The sequence below is a fragment of the Candidatus Berkiella cookevillensis genome (assembly GCF_001431315.2).
GTDB classification, from domain to species: Bacteria; Pseudomonadota; Gammaproteobacteria; order Berkiellales; family Berkiellaceae; genus Berkiella_A; species Berkiella_A cookevillensis.
This window is the reverse complement of sequence record NZ_LKHV02000001.1, coordinates 1,939,177-1,958,095: the sequence shown is the minus strand read 5'-3', so window position 1 is coordinate 1,958,095 and position 18,919 is coordinate 1,939,177. Positions and strand designations below refer to the sequence as shown.

The 18,919-nt window shown below is 36.0% G+C and carries 12 protein-coding genes; 11 read left to right on the top strand and 1 reads right to left on the bottom strand.

Annotated elements, in window-relative coordinates; translation table 11 throughout:
- The first annotated feature begins 2 nt into the window (after nt 1-2).
- Nucleotides 3-431, top strand: a complete 429-nt coding sequence (locus CC99x_RS08430; RefSeq protein ID WP_057623971.1) for a hypothetical protein — start codon at nt 3-5, stop codon at nt 429-431.
- An 8-nt stretch (nt 432-439) separates the two neighbouring features.
- Here CC99x_RS08430 and CC99x_RS08425 read toward each other — a convergent pair whose 3' ends face one another.
- On the bottom strand, nt 440-1,711 hold the full coding sequence (locus CC99x_RS08425) for a hypothetical protein (RefSeq protein ID WP_057623970.1): 1,272 nt from the start codon (nt 1,709-1,711) through the stop codon (nt 440-442).
- Between the two features lie 226 nt (nt 1,712-1,937).
- Here CC99x_RS08425 and CC99x_RS08420 point away from each other — a divergent pair, with 226 nt between their 5' ends.
- The 10 genes from CC99x_RS08420 to CC99x_RS08375 all read left to right on the top strand — a co-directional run bounded on the left by CC99x_RS08420 (nt 1,938) and on the right by CC99x_RS08375 (nt 18,796).
- On the top strand, nt 1,938-7,994 hold the full coding sequence (locus CC99x_RS08420; RefSeq protein ID WP_057623969.1) for a patatin-like phospholipase family protein: 6,057 nt from the start codon (nt 1,938-1,940) through the stop codon (nt 7,992-7,994).
- A 143-nt stretch (nt 7,995-8,137) separates the two neighbouring features.
- Nucleotides 8,138-8,758, top strand: a complete 621-nt coding sequence (locus CC99x_RS08415) for a hypothetical protein (protein ID WP_057623968.1) — start codon at nt 8,138-8,140, stop codon at nt 8,756-8,758.
- Nucleotides 8,759-8,846: 88 nt separating this feature from the next.
- Nucleotides 8,847-9,782, top strand: coding sequence for a 50S ribosomal protein L3 N(5)-glutamine methyltransferase (gene prmB, locus CC99x_RS08410; RefSeq protein ID WP_057623967.1), 936 nt, complete (start codon nt 8,847-8,849; stop codon nt 9,780-9,782).
- A gap of 8 nt (nt 9,783-9,790) precedes the next feature.
- The gene (aroC, locus tag CC99x_RS08405; protein WP_057623966.1) at nt 9,791-10,864 is read left to right on the top strand and encodes a chorismate synthase; all 1,074 of its coding nucleotides are present in this window, start codon (nt 9,791-9,793) and stop codon (nt 10,862-10,864) included.
- Nucleotides 10,865-11,418: 554 nt separating this feature from the next.
- Nucleotides 11,419-11,616 (top strand): hypothetical protein, encoded by a 198-nt coding sequence (locus tag CC99x_RS08400; RefSeq protein ID WP_057623965.1) that lies wholly within the window; start codon nt 11,419-11,421, stop codon nt 11,614-11,616.
- A gap of 175 nt (nt 11,617-11,791) precedes the next feature.
- Nucleotides 11,792-13,186: a 3-isopropylmalate dehydratase large subunit gene (leuC, locus tag CC99x_RS08395; RefSeq protein ID WP_057623964.1), complete on the top strand. Its 1,395-nt coding sequence runs from the start codon at nt 11,792-11,794 to the stop codon at nt 13,184-13,186.
- Between the two features lie 19 nt (nt 13,187-13,205).
- Nucleotides 13,206-13,850, top strand: coding sequence for a 3-isopropylmalate dehydratase small subunit (leuD, locus tag CC99x_RS08390; protein WP_057623963.1), 645 nt, complete (start codon nt 13,206-13,208; stop codon nt 13,848-13,850).
- A 135-nt stretch (nt 13,851-13,985) separates the two neighbouring features.
- A complete protein-coding gene (gene leuB, locus CC99x_RS08385; protein ID WP_057623961.1) occupies nt 13,986-15,065 on the top strand; it encodes a 3-isopropylmalate dehydrogenase in 1,080 nt (359 codons plus the stop codon).
- A gap of 16 nt (nt 15,066-15,081) precedes the next feature.
- Nucleotides 15,082-16,104 (top strand): aspartate-semialdehyde dehydrogenase, encoded by a 1,023-nt coding sequence (locus CC99x_RS08380; RefSeq protein ID WP_057623959.1) that lies wholly within the window; start codon nt 15,082-15,084, stop codon nt 16,102-16,104.
- A 52-nt stretch (nt 16,105-16,156) separates the two neighbouring features.
- The gene (locus tag CC99x_RS08375) at nt 16,157-18,796 is read left to right on the top strand and encodes a FimV/HubP family polar landmark protein (RefSeq protein ID WP_057623957.1); all 2,640 of its coding nucleotides are present in this window, start codon (nt 16,157-16,159) and stop codon (nt 18,794-18,796) included.
- Nucleotides 18,797-18,919 lie beyond the last annotated feature (123 nt).

Here is an 18,919-nt window from a genome sequence, read left to right as displayed (position 1 = left end):
ATATGAATTTCTCAAAAAATATTGGATTCTTGGTATTGAGTTTAAGCTTGTTGACATCAGGCTGCCAAAGAAACAGTTCTGAACATCAGACCTTAAAGATTGCAGAAGAAGTTGTAAATTATGTTGAATCTGGAAAGATTGATGATGCCTTTAATATTTTAAAATTGCATTGGCCGCTTTCTGCTCAAGAGGTTGATAACCTTAAATCTCATACAATTGAGCAAAGACAAATTGTTGAACAACGTTATGGAAAACCGATTGGTATTGAATATATCAAAACGGAAATGGTTGGCAACAGCATGATAAAACATACTTTTGTTGAGAAATTTGAACGCCATGCCTTAAAATGGCAATTAAGTTTTTATAAACCTCAAGATACCTGGATTATTAACAGCGTTTATTGGGATGATAAAATTTCTGAGCTATATTAGAAATAGTCTCAAACTTCATCAATAGCTACATTTTTGAAAAATACGGCGGTTCCTGCATCTCCACCAGGAAAGGATAATTGAAGATCAGCAACGGTGATAGGTGAAAAATCATTATCTTTGCTAGATACTTTTATTGCGTAGAAGTTGCTTGGGATCCCGTCTTGTTCACGTTGTATAATTTGAACCTGTCGATTATCTTTTTCTACATTAAGCATTTCAAAGATAGAATCTAAATTTATTTTGGCGAATGGATTGTTGCTGATGCTCTCATCATTAATCACAATTGTTTGGTAAATATTTTTTTCATCCAGAACAATATCTATGGGTAAATGATTATTTAGCTCGAGAGAAGGCGTTGCTGTAATATTTATTTTAAAATTACCCTCTAGTATATTCTCCATGTCCTCTATATTCGTTAAAGCAAATGCTAAAACAATGGGAATGTTGCTTTGTGCTCGACTGAGCACAGATATATTACTGAGCAAGTTTTTGATGGATGCATCATCTGCACACACAAATCGTAATTGAGAAAATTTTTCGGTGTTACTCAATACAGAAAAGGTGTAGCCTTTTGCACGAGTAGAGGTATTATCTAGTCTTACGAGATGTTCATTATTCCAATAGACATCAATGGGTGGTGTATTTGTCTCTTTAATTTGATTATTTCGATAATAAAAAGTGACTTGATACATTTCATTGATATTGGTTTTAATTTTTTGATATAGCTCAGAAATAGACTGATTGTTCAAAGCTTTGCGCCTTAATTTCCATCCAGACACATTGTTTAGATCGACAGCACCATCCATTTCAAAGAGGCTGGTATTAAAATTTTCATTGACGATTAAATTAAGCGAGCGTTCTCTATCAATTGGCTTGAATAAGATGAATGAATAGCTCCCAGTATCATTTATAACGGCTTTGAAAACAAGCGCCCCATTTGCACCTTGGGTGGCAATCAGCTCTCGGTTATGATGAGAGAGTGTATAATACAAATCTATACCTTGGGAGCGAAGATTAAATTTTAATAAGGATTTCTGAAAGATCAGTGGCTTGAACTCTAAGTGATTCTTTGTGGTTTTATGATCAGATAGTTCTAATTTTCCAATAAATTCAGTATGCTCAACAGCACCAGGTAGTAAAGACTCTTCATCAATAAATCCCGCTTTAGGTGATTGAATTTTCTTTGTTATTTTCTTTATCACCTTAAAATTTTTTGCTGTAGTAGGCAAAAAACGTAATGGCTCTGCTTCTTTAGCGAAGGTAAATTTAAACTTGCTCATGTGCTACTACACTCATATTTATAGCCGTTCTAAGACTATAAAATCATGTGGCACTAGATAAGTATACTGGACTTTAGTATTAAGAAATTTCGTTATATATAGGAAGCTCATGTGCTGTGACTATGCTTGTATAAGCATTTGATAGTAGGACTATTAATTGTCTCGCAGATAATGCTATGTTTGATATGTTGGGATAAAAATATCAGCCTAAGAAGATTATCATTTAATGAGCAAAACAGCGCTTTCAATACCATATATACACGAATTGTTTCTGAAATATGCGAATATTGCAGATTTGCATAGAGAAAGAAGTGTGCCTATAGAAAATCTAGTTTTTGAGGGCGGTGGCGTCAAAGGACTTGTTTATGCGGGTGCTATCGAGGTTTTAGAAGCAGAAAATATTTTAAAAGGGGTTAAGCGTGTTGCAGGTAGCTCTGCGGGTGGTATTACTGCGTTGTTACTTGGTTTTGGATTTTCTGTATCTGAAATAAAAAGAATTATGTCAGATGAAATTGACTTCACGCAACTGATGGATAGGAGAATTACCTGGGATCCTACGCGTGTTATTAATCTTGCTGGCATGAGTATCGGTATAACAGATATTGTTATGCTATTTAAAAATAAGGGTCTTTATAAAGGGGATGCTTTTGTTCAAGTTGTCAAAGCAATTTTAAAAAAGAAAGTTGAAGAAAATCTGAAGACACATATTCAAAAGATATATAAAGACAAAATTAATGAATTAAAAGATACAGGAAGTGATGCTGAAATTGAGATGTTTGTTCAAGGAAAAATGCTTGAATTACTTGATAAATATTATATCAACGATCTAGGTAATATTACATTTGAACAGTTTGAAAAATTGAAATCAGAATTTCCTGAGTGGAATTTAAAATCTATTTACCTTACGGGAACAAAATTATCGGATGGTAGTTTGAGAGTATTCTCACGTGATTCAGATCCCACAATGAGTATTGTAGATGCGGTTAGGATCACAATGAGTTTTCCTTTTGGCTTTGAGCCTGTCTTGTATCAGGGTGAATATTATGCAGATGGTGGTATTGCAGATAATTATCCAATGCATATCTTCAATGCAGAGCAGTTTCAAACACATGGTTTAAATCAATCAGGTGTTAATCCGTGTACATTAGGATTCCTTGTTGATTCTAAAGAAGAAATTGGCGTACGCTGGGGGAAAAAAGAACCTGCGCAAAATGAACTTTCCATTAAAAAATTTGCAGGTAGCGTATTAAGTGGCATTCATAATCGCTGGGAAATACTAAAAGATATTTATAATATTCAATCGATACAAATAGATGACTTGGGCGTTCCAACAATGGATCTCGCTTTAAGTGCACAGATGAAAGCTAAGCTGATTGACTCTGGAAGAGAGCCAACACAGTTTTATTTTGATAATTATTATAATAAGAAAGACATTTTATCGACTTTACCTGAGTATGAAGATTTTTTAGAAAAATACTATTCAAAAGGACAGCCTGAACTAAAAAGAATCATAGAAACAGAAATTTGGCCTATTTTAAATGAAGTTCATACAATAAACATTGCTTTTAATACGTTGCCTATTTCTGATTTACTGGCAGAAGTGAAAAATAAATTAAATTTATGCGATGAGGCTATTATTCAAAATGAAGCGCTTCGTATTGAAAGAACTCATAAATACGAACATCATTTGGAAACTATTAACCTTCAAATTGATAATTTAACAACAAAGATATCATTGCTTGATTCTGATATTCGAAATTGTCAAAGACGGATAAAAAATTTAGCAGATATACCTGATGAAAGGCAAGGGCAAGATTTATCAGAGATTTATAATAGATTAAAAGAGGAGAAAAAGAAATATAAACGAAAGTTTCAGAAAGTGGAGAGCAACCGTAATAGTATTTTGGAAGAAGTTCAAAAAGAATATAAACAAGCAGATAACTATGTGTTTAATCTTTTGATAAAAGAACAAGAATATACGCTGTTTCAGGAAAATAGATTCATAGAAAAACTCCAAGAAATCGAGTTAAAATTACATGAGCAACTTGATCTTGCCTTGGATGCGATACATGGCTATCAACGTTCATATCCTGATCCTCGAACCTCGACAGAATATGAAAAAAATATATTTTTAATGACACAAAAACTACATCAAAAATATTTTAACACATTTCTAAACATATTAAAGTATGATGACATTCAATCTGGAGAAAATGCTAATAGATGTATTGAATTAATTGATGCAATGTTAAAAATGGGATATAGCTTAGAAGCAAGCGAGAGCGTATTGAGCTTTTATCTGAGGAGTAAGAAATTTAGCGGTTTGACAGATAAAAAAATGGCAGCAGATATTTTATTTAAAATATTTGTCTCTGAGCTAGAGGAGAATATTCTGCTTGAAAATTATTTGCCTTTGAATGCTTTATTTGAAAAAGCAATGATAGAACATTATGACGTTGGTGCGTCAATTGCGGAATCTGCATTATTTGCTCAACAACGTTGCTATGAAAAATGTGTTGAACTTGAGCGTATACGAATGGCTCAAAAATGGGTTGTGACTCCCTCTGAAGATGAGAATATTTATTATGCAGAGAGCTTAAGAAAGACCACTCGCCAATTGAGTATAGGTAAATGGGGTGATCAGATTGTTGTTGAAAATCAAGATTGTGCAAGTTATAACTTACAGCGTCTAAACACAAAGGATAAAGAGACATATGGAAAAATGTCAACCAATTATACGGTTCAAACGATAACTCGAAAAGAATTTAATAATCCGTCCATTGGAAAAGATAGCTTGCCTGTCATTGCACATATACTGACACCAGAATCATTGCATTTGAAAAATACTTCAATTGATCAAAAAGAAATTATTGTTGCATTTCAGGCCTCAGATTTAGAGAGTGATAAATTCAGCGTTGCTTCTTTGCATAGTCAGCAGCGAATCAAACAATTTGAAGAATGCAAAGAGGAAATCATCAATCAAATTTTATGGAATATTCGCCAATCAAAAGAGATAGCAAGACCAAATAACTCAACTTATAAAATTACCATACACGGAGAAGGTTTGGCAGGACAAGATGCACAGTATTTATTGCAAGCATTGTTGGATGAAATAAAATCTTGTTCTCATAGAGAAGGCCTGATGGATATTAGTAAAATTAACTTAGTGCTGGTTGATCCAAGCCGTGTTGATGTGCAATGTGCATTAGATCTTAAATCAAATATTCAAAAATTAAATGAATATAAACTAATGCCAGAATTATTGGGTTATACACTGATTAATCATAGCAAAATAGGTAAAGAGAATTATAATCGATTGGCACAAAACTACATTGGGGATGCTAATATTTTAGGGTTTTTAGCCGCAGATGAGGCAACGGTAAAAGTGGATTTTGTAGATCATGAAAGACCTAATATTAGACTGCAATCCTATTCAAATAAAGAAAGTTCCGTAGATAATATTGTTAACGTTAGTAATTACATATATAAACAAGCTTGGTTTAGATATTTGTATATGGCTGGCACAAATATCAAAAATATTGCAAAGGCAATTCTTGTGGATTTTATGCCCAATGTGGTTTTAAGCTTTGTAAAATTACCTTTTCAGATTGGATGGAATATATTAAAGCGATTTACAAATCCATTTGTAAGAATTTTTAAAAGATTTGGTAGAAATATTGAACTGCCTCAAAAAATTAATTGGCTTGAGAATAAAAAACAGAGTCATTTAAATGAAAAGAAAGTGAAGAAAGGTAAATTTTTTGATAAAGAGAAGTTTCAAAAAGAATTATTACAGGGTATTGCATATAATGAAAAGAAAATTACCACTCTTTTGTCTGAGAGCACAATTTCAGAGCGCTTAAAACAAGAAACTAGGCCGCCGATTGAAAATATTGTATTTGAAGGTGGCGGCGTGAAAGGTATTGCCTATGTAGGTGCCATTGAAGCCATGGAAAGAAATGGGATGCTTAAAGATGTTAAGAGAGTTGCGGGAAGTTCTGCAGGTGGTATTACCGCTTCTTTAGTTGCGCTTGGTTATAATGCAGAAGAATTGAAAAATATTTTCATCAACGAGATTAATTTTGATGAGCTTATGGATGAGCCCTTTGATTTAGGGGGGATAGATGCCTTATTTGAAGCTTCTGGCATGAGTGTTTCATTGTCAGGCATCGTTTCTTTATTTAAAAATAAGGGCTTGTTCAAAGGCGAAAATTTTGATTCTCTATTAAAGAAATTGATTCATCGGAAGTTAGAGCATAAGTTAAAGGAAATGCTGTTTAATGCCTTAACCGAGGATGATCTTATAAAAATCTATCAGCCTCAAGATCCCTCTTTATTAACAGATGAAGAAAAAAATCATTTGATCGATCAATTTTTAACAGAAAGGTTGTCTGCCTTTCTTGAGAAAGAGAATATTACAAATTTATCAGAAATTACCTTGGGACAATTAAAGACCTTGAGAAAAAAATATCCCACACTTGGGTTATTAGATATTATATTGACTGCAACAGATTTAGGGGATGCCTCATTAAAGACATTTTCTGCTGAATCAGATAAAGATCTCCCATTACATAAAGCAGTACGCATGACCATGAGCTTTCCAGGTGGTTTTATGCCCGTCAATTATAATAACCGATGGTATGCAGATGGGGGCATTGCAAATAATTACCCTATAGAAGTATTTGATCAACCCAAATATCTGTCTCATGGCCGGAATCATGCGGGTGTGAATCCTTGCACATTAGGGATCTTGATTGATTCTCAAGAAGAAATTCAATCAAGATGGGGAATAAGAGTAGAATCTGAAACCACTTTAACACTCCCATCTTTTATTGCCAGTGTGTTATATGGCATGCATAATCGCTCAGAAATATTACGTGATAGATATAATATCAATTCTATACAAATAATTGATGACATTGGTTCAGAGGGGCAATATAAGCCAACAGCCACTATGGATCTTAATTTGAATATTGCTGATAAGTTAAAGCTATATCAAAATGGTGCTTCTGCATTAGATTCATATCATGCCTTATATATGGGAGAAAATGTTCAGTATCATTTAGTTGATTCTTATAAAAATCTTGAGCAAAAATATTATTCGAAGTCTGTCAAAGAGATGAAAAATATTTTTCAGACAGAAATTATTCCACTGATTCAACAATTTGAAATGATGTTACCTTATTTAGATCGCTGGGAATCTAAAGTTCAAAAAGAAATTGCAGATAATGATCTTTCATTAAATAATGAAATAGAGTCTATTTTAATTAAAATAGAGAATAGAACATATCAAGTACAAGCACTTGAAAAAGATAATGCTCTTTTTGAGAAAAACATGCAGATACTCAATGAAAAATTAAATGCAAGCCAAACCGCTTATCAACATCTGAAAAGCAAAATAGACAATCATACGGCTACAGAAAGCGAAATTTTATTAGAGCCTACATTATTTAAAGAATATCAGAAAGCACAAGATTTAGTTGCGGAGAAATCTAAGCGACGCGAGATATTTTTGCAAAAAAATATTAACTTAAAGAACGAAATAGACGGTTTGCAAAAAGTATTAATAAAATATAATGAAAAAGATATCAGTGCAGTTAAAAAACTTCGTGTGTTAAATGATTATATCATTTTGATTCAGCAAGCAAGAGAAGCACATGCTTTTCTTTTAAAAGAAAAAGCCATTTTGCTTAAGGCTGCAAACTTGAAAGGAAAAGATTTAAGTGAAAAACAAGAAATAAATACAACAATTAAAAAATCTGAATCAGATATGATGCACGATCTATTTAGAGAATATTATACAAGCTCAGAATCAGCCTTGCAATTTTCTCTTTATGATAATGGAGGGAATCATTCCTCTTCGGATGCTAAGAATAAATACATGAGTCAATTATTGAATGTATTTAATGACTCTCAATGGATAGAGGAGAGTGATAGGAATTCTAGTCGTTTTGTTGCAATGGGAGAAAAAAATATTTTTGCACAAATTGACTTTACAGATACGACGGCTCGTTTTAGTGGTACTGCTTTTCATGAACTCAACAAAGCTGCTGCCTTATATCAGCAGACATACCAAAATGATGAGCTTGAAGTTGATTATGATATTGAGGCAGACACCTTGGAAGATGGTTTGGCAATTCTAAAAAATCTTAACCAGTCTGGTTTTAATGTAAACTTGGTGAAAAAAATGTATCTAAAATCAGAGCTTGTTGTAGAGGATGATGCTTTTGAAAAAATGAAGCAAGATGTTATACGCGACCTCAAAAATATCGCTTTGCGTTGATCTAGCTGTAGTGGCTTTAATTTCAGCTTCAGTTTTTGATCAATTTAATTGATAATCTTGTTATTGCTAATGATTTTAACAATTTATTAAAGAAATTATTAATGGTATAGTCACAAAATTCTAGCGAGTCTAAGGAGTCTCATATGCTGAGCAACAAGGATGCAGAAAGAAAAAGCATACAATCGTTTTCTTCTCTATCGATGCAAGATCCCTCTTTTAACGAGCTTCAAAAGCCAGAAAATTTAAGCGGGAGTGCGCAACATCGAGATTGTTCTTCTTTGGGAAGAGTATTTCTCAATATTAAGCAATGGGAGCTGAATCGTTCGCAACAGCGTAAGCAGAAAAAAGGGGTTGGTATTCTTGCCTGCGTGTTGGTGATCTGTGCTTTATCTGCGATTTATTTAGGCGCATGGGGGATGAGCGCTTTGTTTTTTCTTTGTAGCGTTGTTGTAGCTGGATATTTACCTATGATTTCATCACCACGGCCACCTGCTACATTGCGCTTTCTACCGAATAGCGTATCGCCACGATTGGATTCGTCAGAAATACAGTCACCTGGCGTAAAGGCTAAAACAACAGATGAATCAAGGGTTGCGCCTGCCCTAAATGCTGTAGATCATAGTCAGCCAATCGACAATTTTACGGTACCGCCTTTACGTTTCTTTGTGCCACAAAAAAGTAAGAAAGATACCTTTGATATTGTTGCGCAAGAAAAGCTTTGCTCTACAGTGCAAAGAGACGCTGTTTTACACGCCAAAATATAAATTTTCACTATAAATCAATAATATTCGTTGATTAACCTATATAAATTAAGGACAATAAAAAGTTTCTAAATTATTGTTAAGGTTAGCTATGGCAACTGAAGTAGAAATGAAAGAAGCCCAAGATGAAATGATTACAACCCGCGATTTAATTCGCTGGGCAGTGTCTCAGTTTAATAAAGAAAATTTAGTGTATGGCCATGGGACAGATAATGCTTGGGACGAAGCTGTTAATTTAATTCTATCTTCAGTACATTTGCCACCTGATATTGATGTTAATGTATTAGATGCCAAACTATCTTATTCTGAGCGTGTATGTATTGTTGAAAGAATACAGAAGCGTGTTGTAGATCGCATTCCTGTGGCATACCTTGTCAAAGAAGCTTGGTTCGCAGGCTTAAACTTTTACGTTGATGAAAGAGTGCTCATTCCTAGATCACCTATTGCAGAGTTGATTGAAGATGAATTTAGTCCGTGGGTTGAAGAAACGCATGTAGAATCAATCTTGGATTTGGGAACAGGGTCAGGTTGTATTGCTATTGGTTGTGCGCTTACCTTCCCTCAAGCAAAAGTGGATGCTGTAGATTATAGCGATAACGCCATTGAGGTTGCTAAAATTAACGTTGCACGCTTTGGCCTTGAAGACAGTGTTGAGGTTATTAAATCTGATTTGTTCTCCGAATTAGGCAATAAGCAATACGATATTATTGTTTCTAATCCACCTTATGTTAGTTTAGAAGAATATAATACACTTCCTTCTGAATATCATTTTGAGCCTGAAATGGCACTTGTAAGCAAAGAAAATGGTTTGCAGATTGTAAAGCGCATTTTATCACAAGCTGAACAACATCTCTCTGACAGTGGTATTTTGATTGTTGAAGTTGGCTATAGCCAAGGATATGTTGAAGAAGCATTTCCAGATATACCCTTTACTTGGTTACAATTTGAAAATGGTGGTGAAGGCGTCTTCTTATTAACCAAAGATGAGCTTAAAGAATTTAAACAGCAACTTTCAAGAACCGCTTAAAATACAATATGGCTGGTAATACTTTTGGCAAAATATTTTCTATTTCAAGCTTTGGAGAGAGTCACGGCGCAGCCATAGGCTGCATTGTTGATGGTTGTCCGGCAGGATTACCATTAGACGAAACGGATATTCAGCCAGAACTTAATAGAAGACGACCAGGACAGTCTCGATACACGACTCAAAGACGTGAGCAAGATCAGGTTGAAATACTCTCAGGTGTTTTTCAAGGTAAAACCCTTGGAACACCGATTGCACTCATGATAAAAAATCATGATCAACGTGCTTCTGATTACGATAATCTAAAAGATGTATTTAGACCAGGTCATGGTGATTACACCTATTTTAAGAAATATGGTTTTCGTGATCATCGTGGTGGTGGGCGTCAGTCTGCCAGGGAAACAGCTGCACGTGTTGCTGCTGGGGCTATTGCTAAAAAATTTCTTGCACAATTTAATATCAGTATACGAGCCTATCTATCTCAAATGGGTGATATTAAAATTGAAGCACAAAATTTTAGTTGGGATGAAATTGAAAAAAATCCATTTTTTTCACCGGATGCAAGCAAGAATGAATCATTTGAGCAGCTTATTCAGTCACTTTTAAAGCAAGGTAATTCAATAGGGGCACGTGTCAGTGTAGAAGCACATGGCGTGCCAGTTGGCCTAGGTGAGCCTATTTTTAATCGATTAGACGCCGATCTTGCTCAAGCTTTAATGAGCATTAATGCTGCAAAAGCTGTTGAAATAGGAGATGGGGTTGATGTTGTTGCTCAAACAGGTACAGAGCATCGAGACGAAATGAGCCCAAACGGATTTTTGTCGAATCATGCGGGTGGTATTTTAGCAGGTATATCAAGTGGGCAGGTGATTAAAGCACATACTTCATTTAAACCTACCTCAAGTATTCGTATTCCTGGACAATCCATTGATAGTGCTGGAAACTCAGTTGAAGTCATCACAACAGGAAGACACGATCCTTGTGTGGGTATTCGTGCGGTGCCCATTTGTGAAGCAATGATGGCGATTGTGTTAATGGATCATTGGCTTATTTCTTTTGGAAATAGACCTAGTCTTCGCGACTAAGCTTTAGTGGGTGTTGCCTTGGCTCCCTCTCAATCCTCATTTACGAATTGTAAACTGCGGTTGTTCGAGGCTCGGCGCCTACTCTAAAACATACTCGCTGCGACTAAAATTGTGCGAGTAAGCTTTAGAGATGCACATATTTATTTAACCCCGGTAATGGGTTTTTATTAAGAATTGATGGGATGGATTATGTAGGGGCGGACCCTGAGGTATCCCTCACGAATTAAGAATTTGTCGTTGCGAGCAAAAGACGCAGGAAAAAGGTGAAATAAGGGATAAACTATCACGTCTTTTGCGTGGCAATCTATCTTGAAGTCTTTCTTACTGCGCTCTTCTTAAAGATTTCAGGATAGATTGCTTCGCTTTAGCCGTGATATTTTTGCGCTTTTTCAATCAGTGATAGGCGGCTTCCACTCGCAATGACGAACCCTTATTCGTGGGGAGCACTCAGGGTTGACCGACCCCTACGAAATCGATTTGCGTAGAAGAATTAGCTTCTAAAAATCGAGGTTTTTATTTGCTTCGCTCATATTAAAAATTAAGGAGAAAATGAGTTGGATACAATCATTCAAGTATTAATCGCAGCAATGTGCTTGTTTATTGTTTGGAGAATTTATAAAGTTCTCAAGGCGAATCCAGAATTATTATCTAAAGAAAATATGTCAAAAAGCTTCACAACCATGGGCGTATTAGCATTAATATTAATCGGTGGGATAGCCTTGATGGTGATGCTATTAAAGGCGGCTAGTTGAATTGTTTACCCCTCACAGATAACTTTTCGGGGGTGTTGTCTTCGCCGTCTCGCAATCCTCATTTACTTCAATGTAAACTCCGGTTGCTCGAGGCTCGACGCCTACCCGACAAGCTATCTGTGAAGGGTATATATTGATTGAGCGAAGGAAAAATATTTGGAGAGAGAGAATTCAAATGGCAAAGACGCTGTATGATAAAATCTGGGAAAGTCATGTCGTAGATGAGTTGCCAAATGGTTTGAGCTTACTCTACATAGACAGACATTTAATTCATGAAGTTACTTCTCCACAAGCATTTGAAGGTTTAGTATTAAACAATCGAACGGTTTGGCGTCCCGCGCTTAATCTCGCTGTACCGGATCATAATGTTCCCACTATTAACAGACATCATATTAAAGATGAAATCTCCCGCGCACAAATTGAAGCCTTAAATCAAAATTGCAAAAAATGGCATATCACAGAATATGGATTGAATGACATTAGGCAAGGGATTGTTCATATCATTGGTCCAGAGCAAGGGGCAACGCTGCCGGGTATGACTTTGGTTTGTGGTGATTCTCATACTTCTACGCATGGCGCTTTTGCAACCATTGCGATAGGTATCGGTACTTCAGAAGTAGAGCATGTACTTGCGACACAATGTTTAGTGCAGAAAAAACCTAAAAATATGAAGATTCATTTTATAGGAAAATTGCAAAAATATGTCTTTGCAAAAGATATGATTTTAGCGCTCATTGCTAAGATAGGCACTAATGGTGGGAATGGCTATGCCTTAGAATATGATGGCGATATTATTCATGATTTAAGCATGGAAGCAAGAATGACCATCTGTAATATGTCTATTGAAGCAGGGGCGCGTTGTGGTCTGATCGCAGTTGATGAAACCACTTTAAACTATGTAAAGGGTAGACCATTGGCTCCCAAAGCTGAGCTTTGGACACAAGCATCAAATTATTGGAAAACATTGCAATCTGATCCGCATGCTACTTTTGATAAAACGGTTGATTTAGATTTAGCGCAGTTAAAGCCACAAGTAAGCTGGGGAACCTCTCCTGAAATGGTGGCAGGGATTGATCAAAAAATACCCGATCCACGTAGCATACAAGATATCGTAAAAAGAGAAAATTATGAACATGCGCTTGCCTATATGGGCTTAAGTGCCAATTTGCCGATTAAAGACATTCCTATCGATAAAATCTTTATTGGTTCTTGCACGAACAGTCGCATTGAGGATTTAAGAATTGTGGCTGAAATTGTAAAAGGTCATAAAATTTCTAAAAATATTAAATTAGCCATGATTGTTCCGGGGTCAGGTCTAGTAAAACAGCAAGCAGAACAAGAGGGTTTAGATCAAATTTTTACTGCAGCTGGCTTTGAATGGCGTGATCCAGGTTGTTCTATGTGTTTAGGTATGAATCCAGATAGGTTAGAGCCAGGCGAGCATTGTGCCTCTACTTCAAATCGCAATTTTGAAGGGCGTCAAGGATATAAAGGTCGTACTCATCTTGTAAGCCCTGCAATGGCTGCTGCGGCAGCGATAGAAGGCCGATTTGTCGATCTCTCTCTATAAGAATGTGTAAGGGAATAGCATGAGAAAGATATCAACGATTGAAGGCATTGTTGCGACATTGAAACAAGCCAACATTGATACAGATGCGATTATGCCAAAGCAGTTTTTAAAATCTATCAAAAGAACAGGCTATGGTGCTTTCTTGTTTGATGCATGGCGATATTTAGATAAAGGTGAATTAGGTATGGATTGCCGCAAACGTCCTATCAATCCTGATTTTTCACTCAACAAAGCAGAATTTCAAGGGGCAACTATCTTACTTACCCAGAAAAATTTTGGTTGTGGTTCTTCAAGAGAGCATGCTGTTTGGGGATTGGTAGAATATGGTTTTCAAGCAATCATTGCGCCTAGTTTTGCGGATATTTTTTTCAATAATTCAATTAAAAATGGTTTGTTACCCATTGTCTTGTCTGAAAGAGAGATTGATACATTGTTTGATGAAATAGAAAAGCATCCCGGTACACAATGGAAAATTGATTTAAATCAGCAAACTGTTATATCCAATCATTATCAATATATTTTTAATATTGATGCATCAGATAAAGAAAAATTACAAAATGGTTTGGATGAAATAGGGATTACTTTGGCAAAAAGTAAAAAAATAAAAGAATATGAAGCTAAGCGATCACAATCAGAACCTTGGGTGTACAGTTTTCACACATAAACTTTCAAGGGGGTTGTCTTCGTCATCTCGCAATCCTCATGTACTTCTTTGTACATTCCGGTTGCTCGAAGCTTGACGCCTACCTGAAAATTCATATGAGAAGACTACAAAAATTATTATAGGATTTAGCAATATATGACATTCAAATTACTATTGTTACCAGGCGATGGTATCGGCCCAGAAGTTGTCGCACAAGCTGAAAAAACAATTTTGCAGCTCAATCAGCAATTTTCTTTAGGGATTGAATTGGAGTATGCGCTTGTTGGAGGAGGGGCAATTGATAAGACAGGTACCCCTTTACCAGAAATTACATTATCCTTAGCAAAAGATGCTCATGCAATCTTATTAGGTGCGGTAGGGGGGCCACAATGGGATACTCGAAATCCCAATGAGCGACCTGAAAAAGGGCTATTGCAGTTGCGTAAATCCTTTAATCTTTTTGCAAATTTACGACCTGCGATTCTCTATGCTGAGCTTGTGAATGCTTCCACATTGAAACCAGAATATGTCACAGATTTAGATCTTATGATTATCCGAGAGTTGACCGGAGGGCTTTACTTTGGTGAGCCTCGCGGTGTTGAAATAAAAGACAAGATCAAAAGTGCTCGAAATACAATGGTTTATGATGAGACTGAGATTGAAAGAATTGCCAAAGTGGCTTTTGATATTGCGACAAAGCGAGGGAAGAAAGTCTGCTCAGTGGATAAGGCAAATGTATTAGAGGTTTCTCAATTGTGGAGAGAAATTGTAACGAAGGTGCACAAACAGTACCCAACGATCGAATTAAGTCATATGTATGTTGATAATGCAGCTATGCAACTTATTCAGAGACCAAAGCAATTTGATGTTATTTTAACGGAAAATGTTTTTGGTGATATATTATCTGACAGTGCAGCAATGTTAACAGGTTCCATTGGTATGTTGCCTTCTGCATCGATGAATGATGCGCAGTTTGGCCTATATGAGCCTGTACATGGTTCTGCACCGGATATTGCAGGTAAAGATATTGCGAATCCCATAGCGACGCTTTTATCTGTCGCAATGATGTTCAAGTACTCTTTGCATCAACCTAACATTGCAAATATGCTTGAGGATGCAATCAAGCAAGTATTAGCGCAAGGACTTCGCACCAAAGATATTGCAAAAGACGCCTCTTACGTTGGAACAGAAGAAATGGGGCATGCAATTAGGAAAGTCTTATTAAAGTTTAATTGATATTAAGAGAGAAACCATGATTAAGCAGATCGATTTGGCTATTGTGGGTGCCACAGGTGTTGTCGGCCAGGCTATGATAGAGATATTAGAAGAAAGAAATTTTCCTTGTGAAAAAGTATATCTCTTGGCAAGTGAACGATCTAAAGGCAAGCGAATGAAATTTCGCAATCGTAGTTTGATGGTTGAGGATTTAAGCGAATTTGATTTTTCTAAAGTTCAGGTTGCATTGTTTTCAGCGGGTGGAAAAATATCTGAAGAATATGCTCCAAAAGCAGCGGCTAAGGGTGTGATTGTCATTGATAATACTTCGCAATTTCGTTATGACTCCGCTGTTCCTTTAGTAATCCCAGAGGTGAATCCTGAGAAAATAGCAGAATATAAGAATAAAAATATCATTGCGAATCCAAATTGTTCAACCATCCAAATGCTGATGGCATTAAAACCAATTTATGACGCTGTGGGTATTACCAGAATTAATGTAGCAACCTATCAATCTGTTTCTGGCACGGGGAAAAAAGCAATTGAAGAATTGGCAGGGCAAACAGCTGCTTTATTGAATGGTCAACCGATTAAATCACAAGTTTACCCACTACAAATTGCTTTCAATTTGATCCCTCAGATTGACGAATTTTTAGAAAATGGCTACACCCGTGAAGAAATGAAAATGGTTTGGGAAACACAAAAAATATTGGATGATAATACAATACAGGTAAATCCCACGGCAGTGAGAGTGCCTGTTTTCTATGGGCACAGCGAAGCCATTAGCATTGAAACCAAGGAAAAAATAAGTGCTGCTCAGGCAGTGCAATTACTAGAAAAAGCACCAGGTATCAAAGTTAAGCATGCAAATAAGGCAAAAGGCTACCCAACACCTGTCATAGATGCTGCTGGAAAGGATTCTGTATTTGTTGGTAGGATAAGAGAAGATATATCATGCTCAAATGGATTAAACCTTTGGGTTGTGGCAGATAATATTCGCAAAGGCGCAGCATTAAATAGCGTTCAGATTGCAGAAAGTGTGGTAAGAGACTATTTATAGTTCTATTATCAAATTGAATGGATCTTAATTTACCAAGCTGGTTAGATTACACATGGAAAATTGTCATCAGTCAAATGAGCAACAAAGTGCAGCACTTACAAATAAGCTAAAGAGCAAAACTTTAGCTTTATTGCTGCTATCTATGTTGGCTGCGCCATTGCATAGCTATGCGCTGGGGATAGGACCTATCCATATTAGATCAAACTTAAATCAGCCTTTGAATGCAGATATTCCATTGAATAATTTAGGTGATTTGGATGAAACTCAAATTAAAATCACCTTAGCAGATCCAAATTTATTCACAAAAGCAGGTATTTACAGAGCGCCTTGGTTGTCCGATTTAAAATTTTCCGTTGTCAAAAAATCTGAAGATATTGGGGTTATTCAGATACATTCTCGAAATCCAATTAAAGATCCAGTCGTCGATCTATTACTCAATGTTGCATGGCCAACAGGAAAAATAGTACGCCAATATACCGTTTTATTAGATCCGCAAGACGCAGCGCCTCAGCCATACTATAAAGATAGTTACTCATCTGTTGCACCCAGACCAACTGCTGCTGTAGCAAAGGCAGGCCAAATAGGGGCGAGAACAATCGCTGCTACATTGAGCTTTGGAAAAGAGTATGGGCCTATTAAAGAAGAAGATACTCTGTGGCAAATTGCTAATAAATTAGTGTCAGGTTCTTCCTATACTGTCTCTCAAGGTGTCTTAGCGATTTACCAGAAAAATCCTCATGTCTTTGTTAATAATAATATAAATCAAATTATTGTAGGTGAGTACATAAATTTACCTACGCAAGAAGAAATTAAGATAGCTTCTTCTGCCGAAGCTAAATCACGTATTGCTAAAGAAACATCATTTGAGGAATCTACAGAAGTGACTGCTGCTGATGGCGGGCTTATTAAAACAGCACAAGCAGATTTTACAAACAGAAAACCACTCAAAATATTATCTTCTACAGAAGATAGGGATCCCGCTAAAAAAAAATCCTTTGAAAATTCTGAGTTAGAAGATCCATCGACTCATCAGAATGCATCAGCACTTAGCCAGCGGCTTGCAATGATGGAAGAAGCATTGGATACATTACAACGTAAAAATGAAGATATTTATCAGCGTAATGAAGAATTAAAAAAAAATAATGAAGATCTTGTTAATGCGCTTTCTTCTAAAACAACTGAACTTGCCACTTTAAAATCACAAATTGAGCAAAAAGAAAAAAATACATCCACAGTTTCTAATACAGAAACGAAACATTCAAATGCTTCTAATCACAAAGTAGCTGTTCAGTCAGATATTGCACTATCACAAAATACTGCGCTGGTGGATAGTCCTATGGCAGCCACCCCAGGCTCCTCTTCTTCGTGGATGACATGGACATTAGTGCTATTAGCAATAAGCGCTATTACTTCAGCTGGAATTTATGGATGGCGTAGAAAATATGCCATATCTAAGGAAAAAACATCTGATTTTACAGCTGAATCACCAGAAACGGTTGTTCCCAAAAAGAAAAATGAAGAATCAATTGTGAATTATGGATTAGATTTTGATCTCGACAAGGCGCTTACAGGCGTTAAGATCGACGATAAAAAAGAGGGCGACCTTCGTGCTGAAAATGCATTGAATGCTAAATTTGAATATGAAGCAATTAAGCGAAAATATAGTGATAAATTAGAAGAAGTTGAAATTGCTGTAGCATATGAGCACTATCACCAAGCAGAACAACAGTTATTAGAGATCTTAGAGGCAGCACCCAATCATTGGTTAGCATTATTAAAGTTGCTTGAGCTTTTTATCTACACTGAAAATTTTGCACAATTTAATATTTGGAAGCAAAAAATTCCCACAGATCTGCATGAGATTGATATAGATATTTGGTCAAAGATAGAGTTTCTCATAGAAAAGGTGAATCAAGAATCAATCGTAGCGACGATTCAAGAAGATGTTAATCTTTCCGATACACCTATGCCCGAAGAAAAAAATGCAGAAGAAAATATAGCAGATATTCATCCACAAGATGCATTTTCTATCAATGTATATAGTGAGCAAGAAGCGCAAACAGATATTCCCGAATATGAAATAAAAGAATCAGACTTAGAAATAGATTCAAAACTAGGATTGAACCAACAGTCTTCTGTGCAGGAAGAGATTCAGGAAGAGGTTTATGAAGAAGAGATGATTCATTTGCCTTCTGTTGCTGAAGAAAATACAGAGATACTTGAGGCTCCGATAGAGCATGAAAGCAGCGAGTCAATTGAAATTGAGAGCACAAAGCTTGAGCTATTGCCCCTTGATGATCAGCCTACTATGATGGCACAAGACGTAAAACTACAAGATACAGAAATACAAAATACAGCATTACAAGGCGCAGAGTTGCAAGACGTAAAATTACAAGATGCAACATTATCTGAGGCGCTGCCTTCTGAAGAAATGAGCAACTCAATACCTTTTTCAGTTAGTCCTTCTGCACTTGAAAGAGAAACAACAGCAGAAAAATCCAATTTGATTCACTTAAATCATTTGGGTGAAGATATAGAATCCTTAATTGAATTGGCCAAAGCATTTATTGAGGCAAGAGAGATTGCATCTGCAATTGGCTTATTACAATCCTTAAAAGAAACAAGCAGTGCTGAACAAAAAATAGTGATTGAACATTTATTAGACAGCCTGTCATCATTGCAAAAAGTGTAGTGACGAAGTAATCTACCGCTTTTTTGCTCATATACACCTAAAAACACACACTCTTCTTTACCTGTGCTAATACTTAAATTATAAGGTTATTTCTCAAAACAGACCTACTACAATCATCTCAGG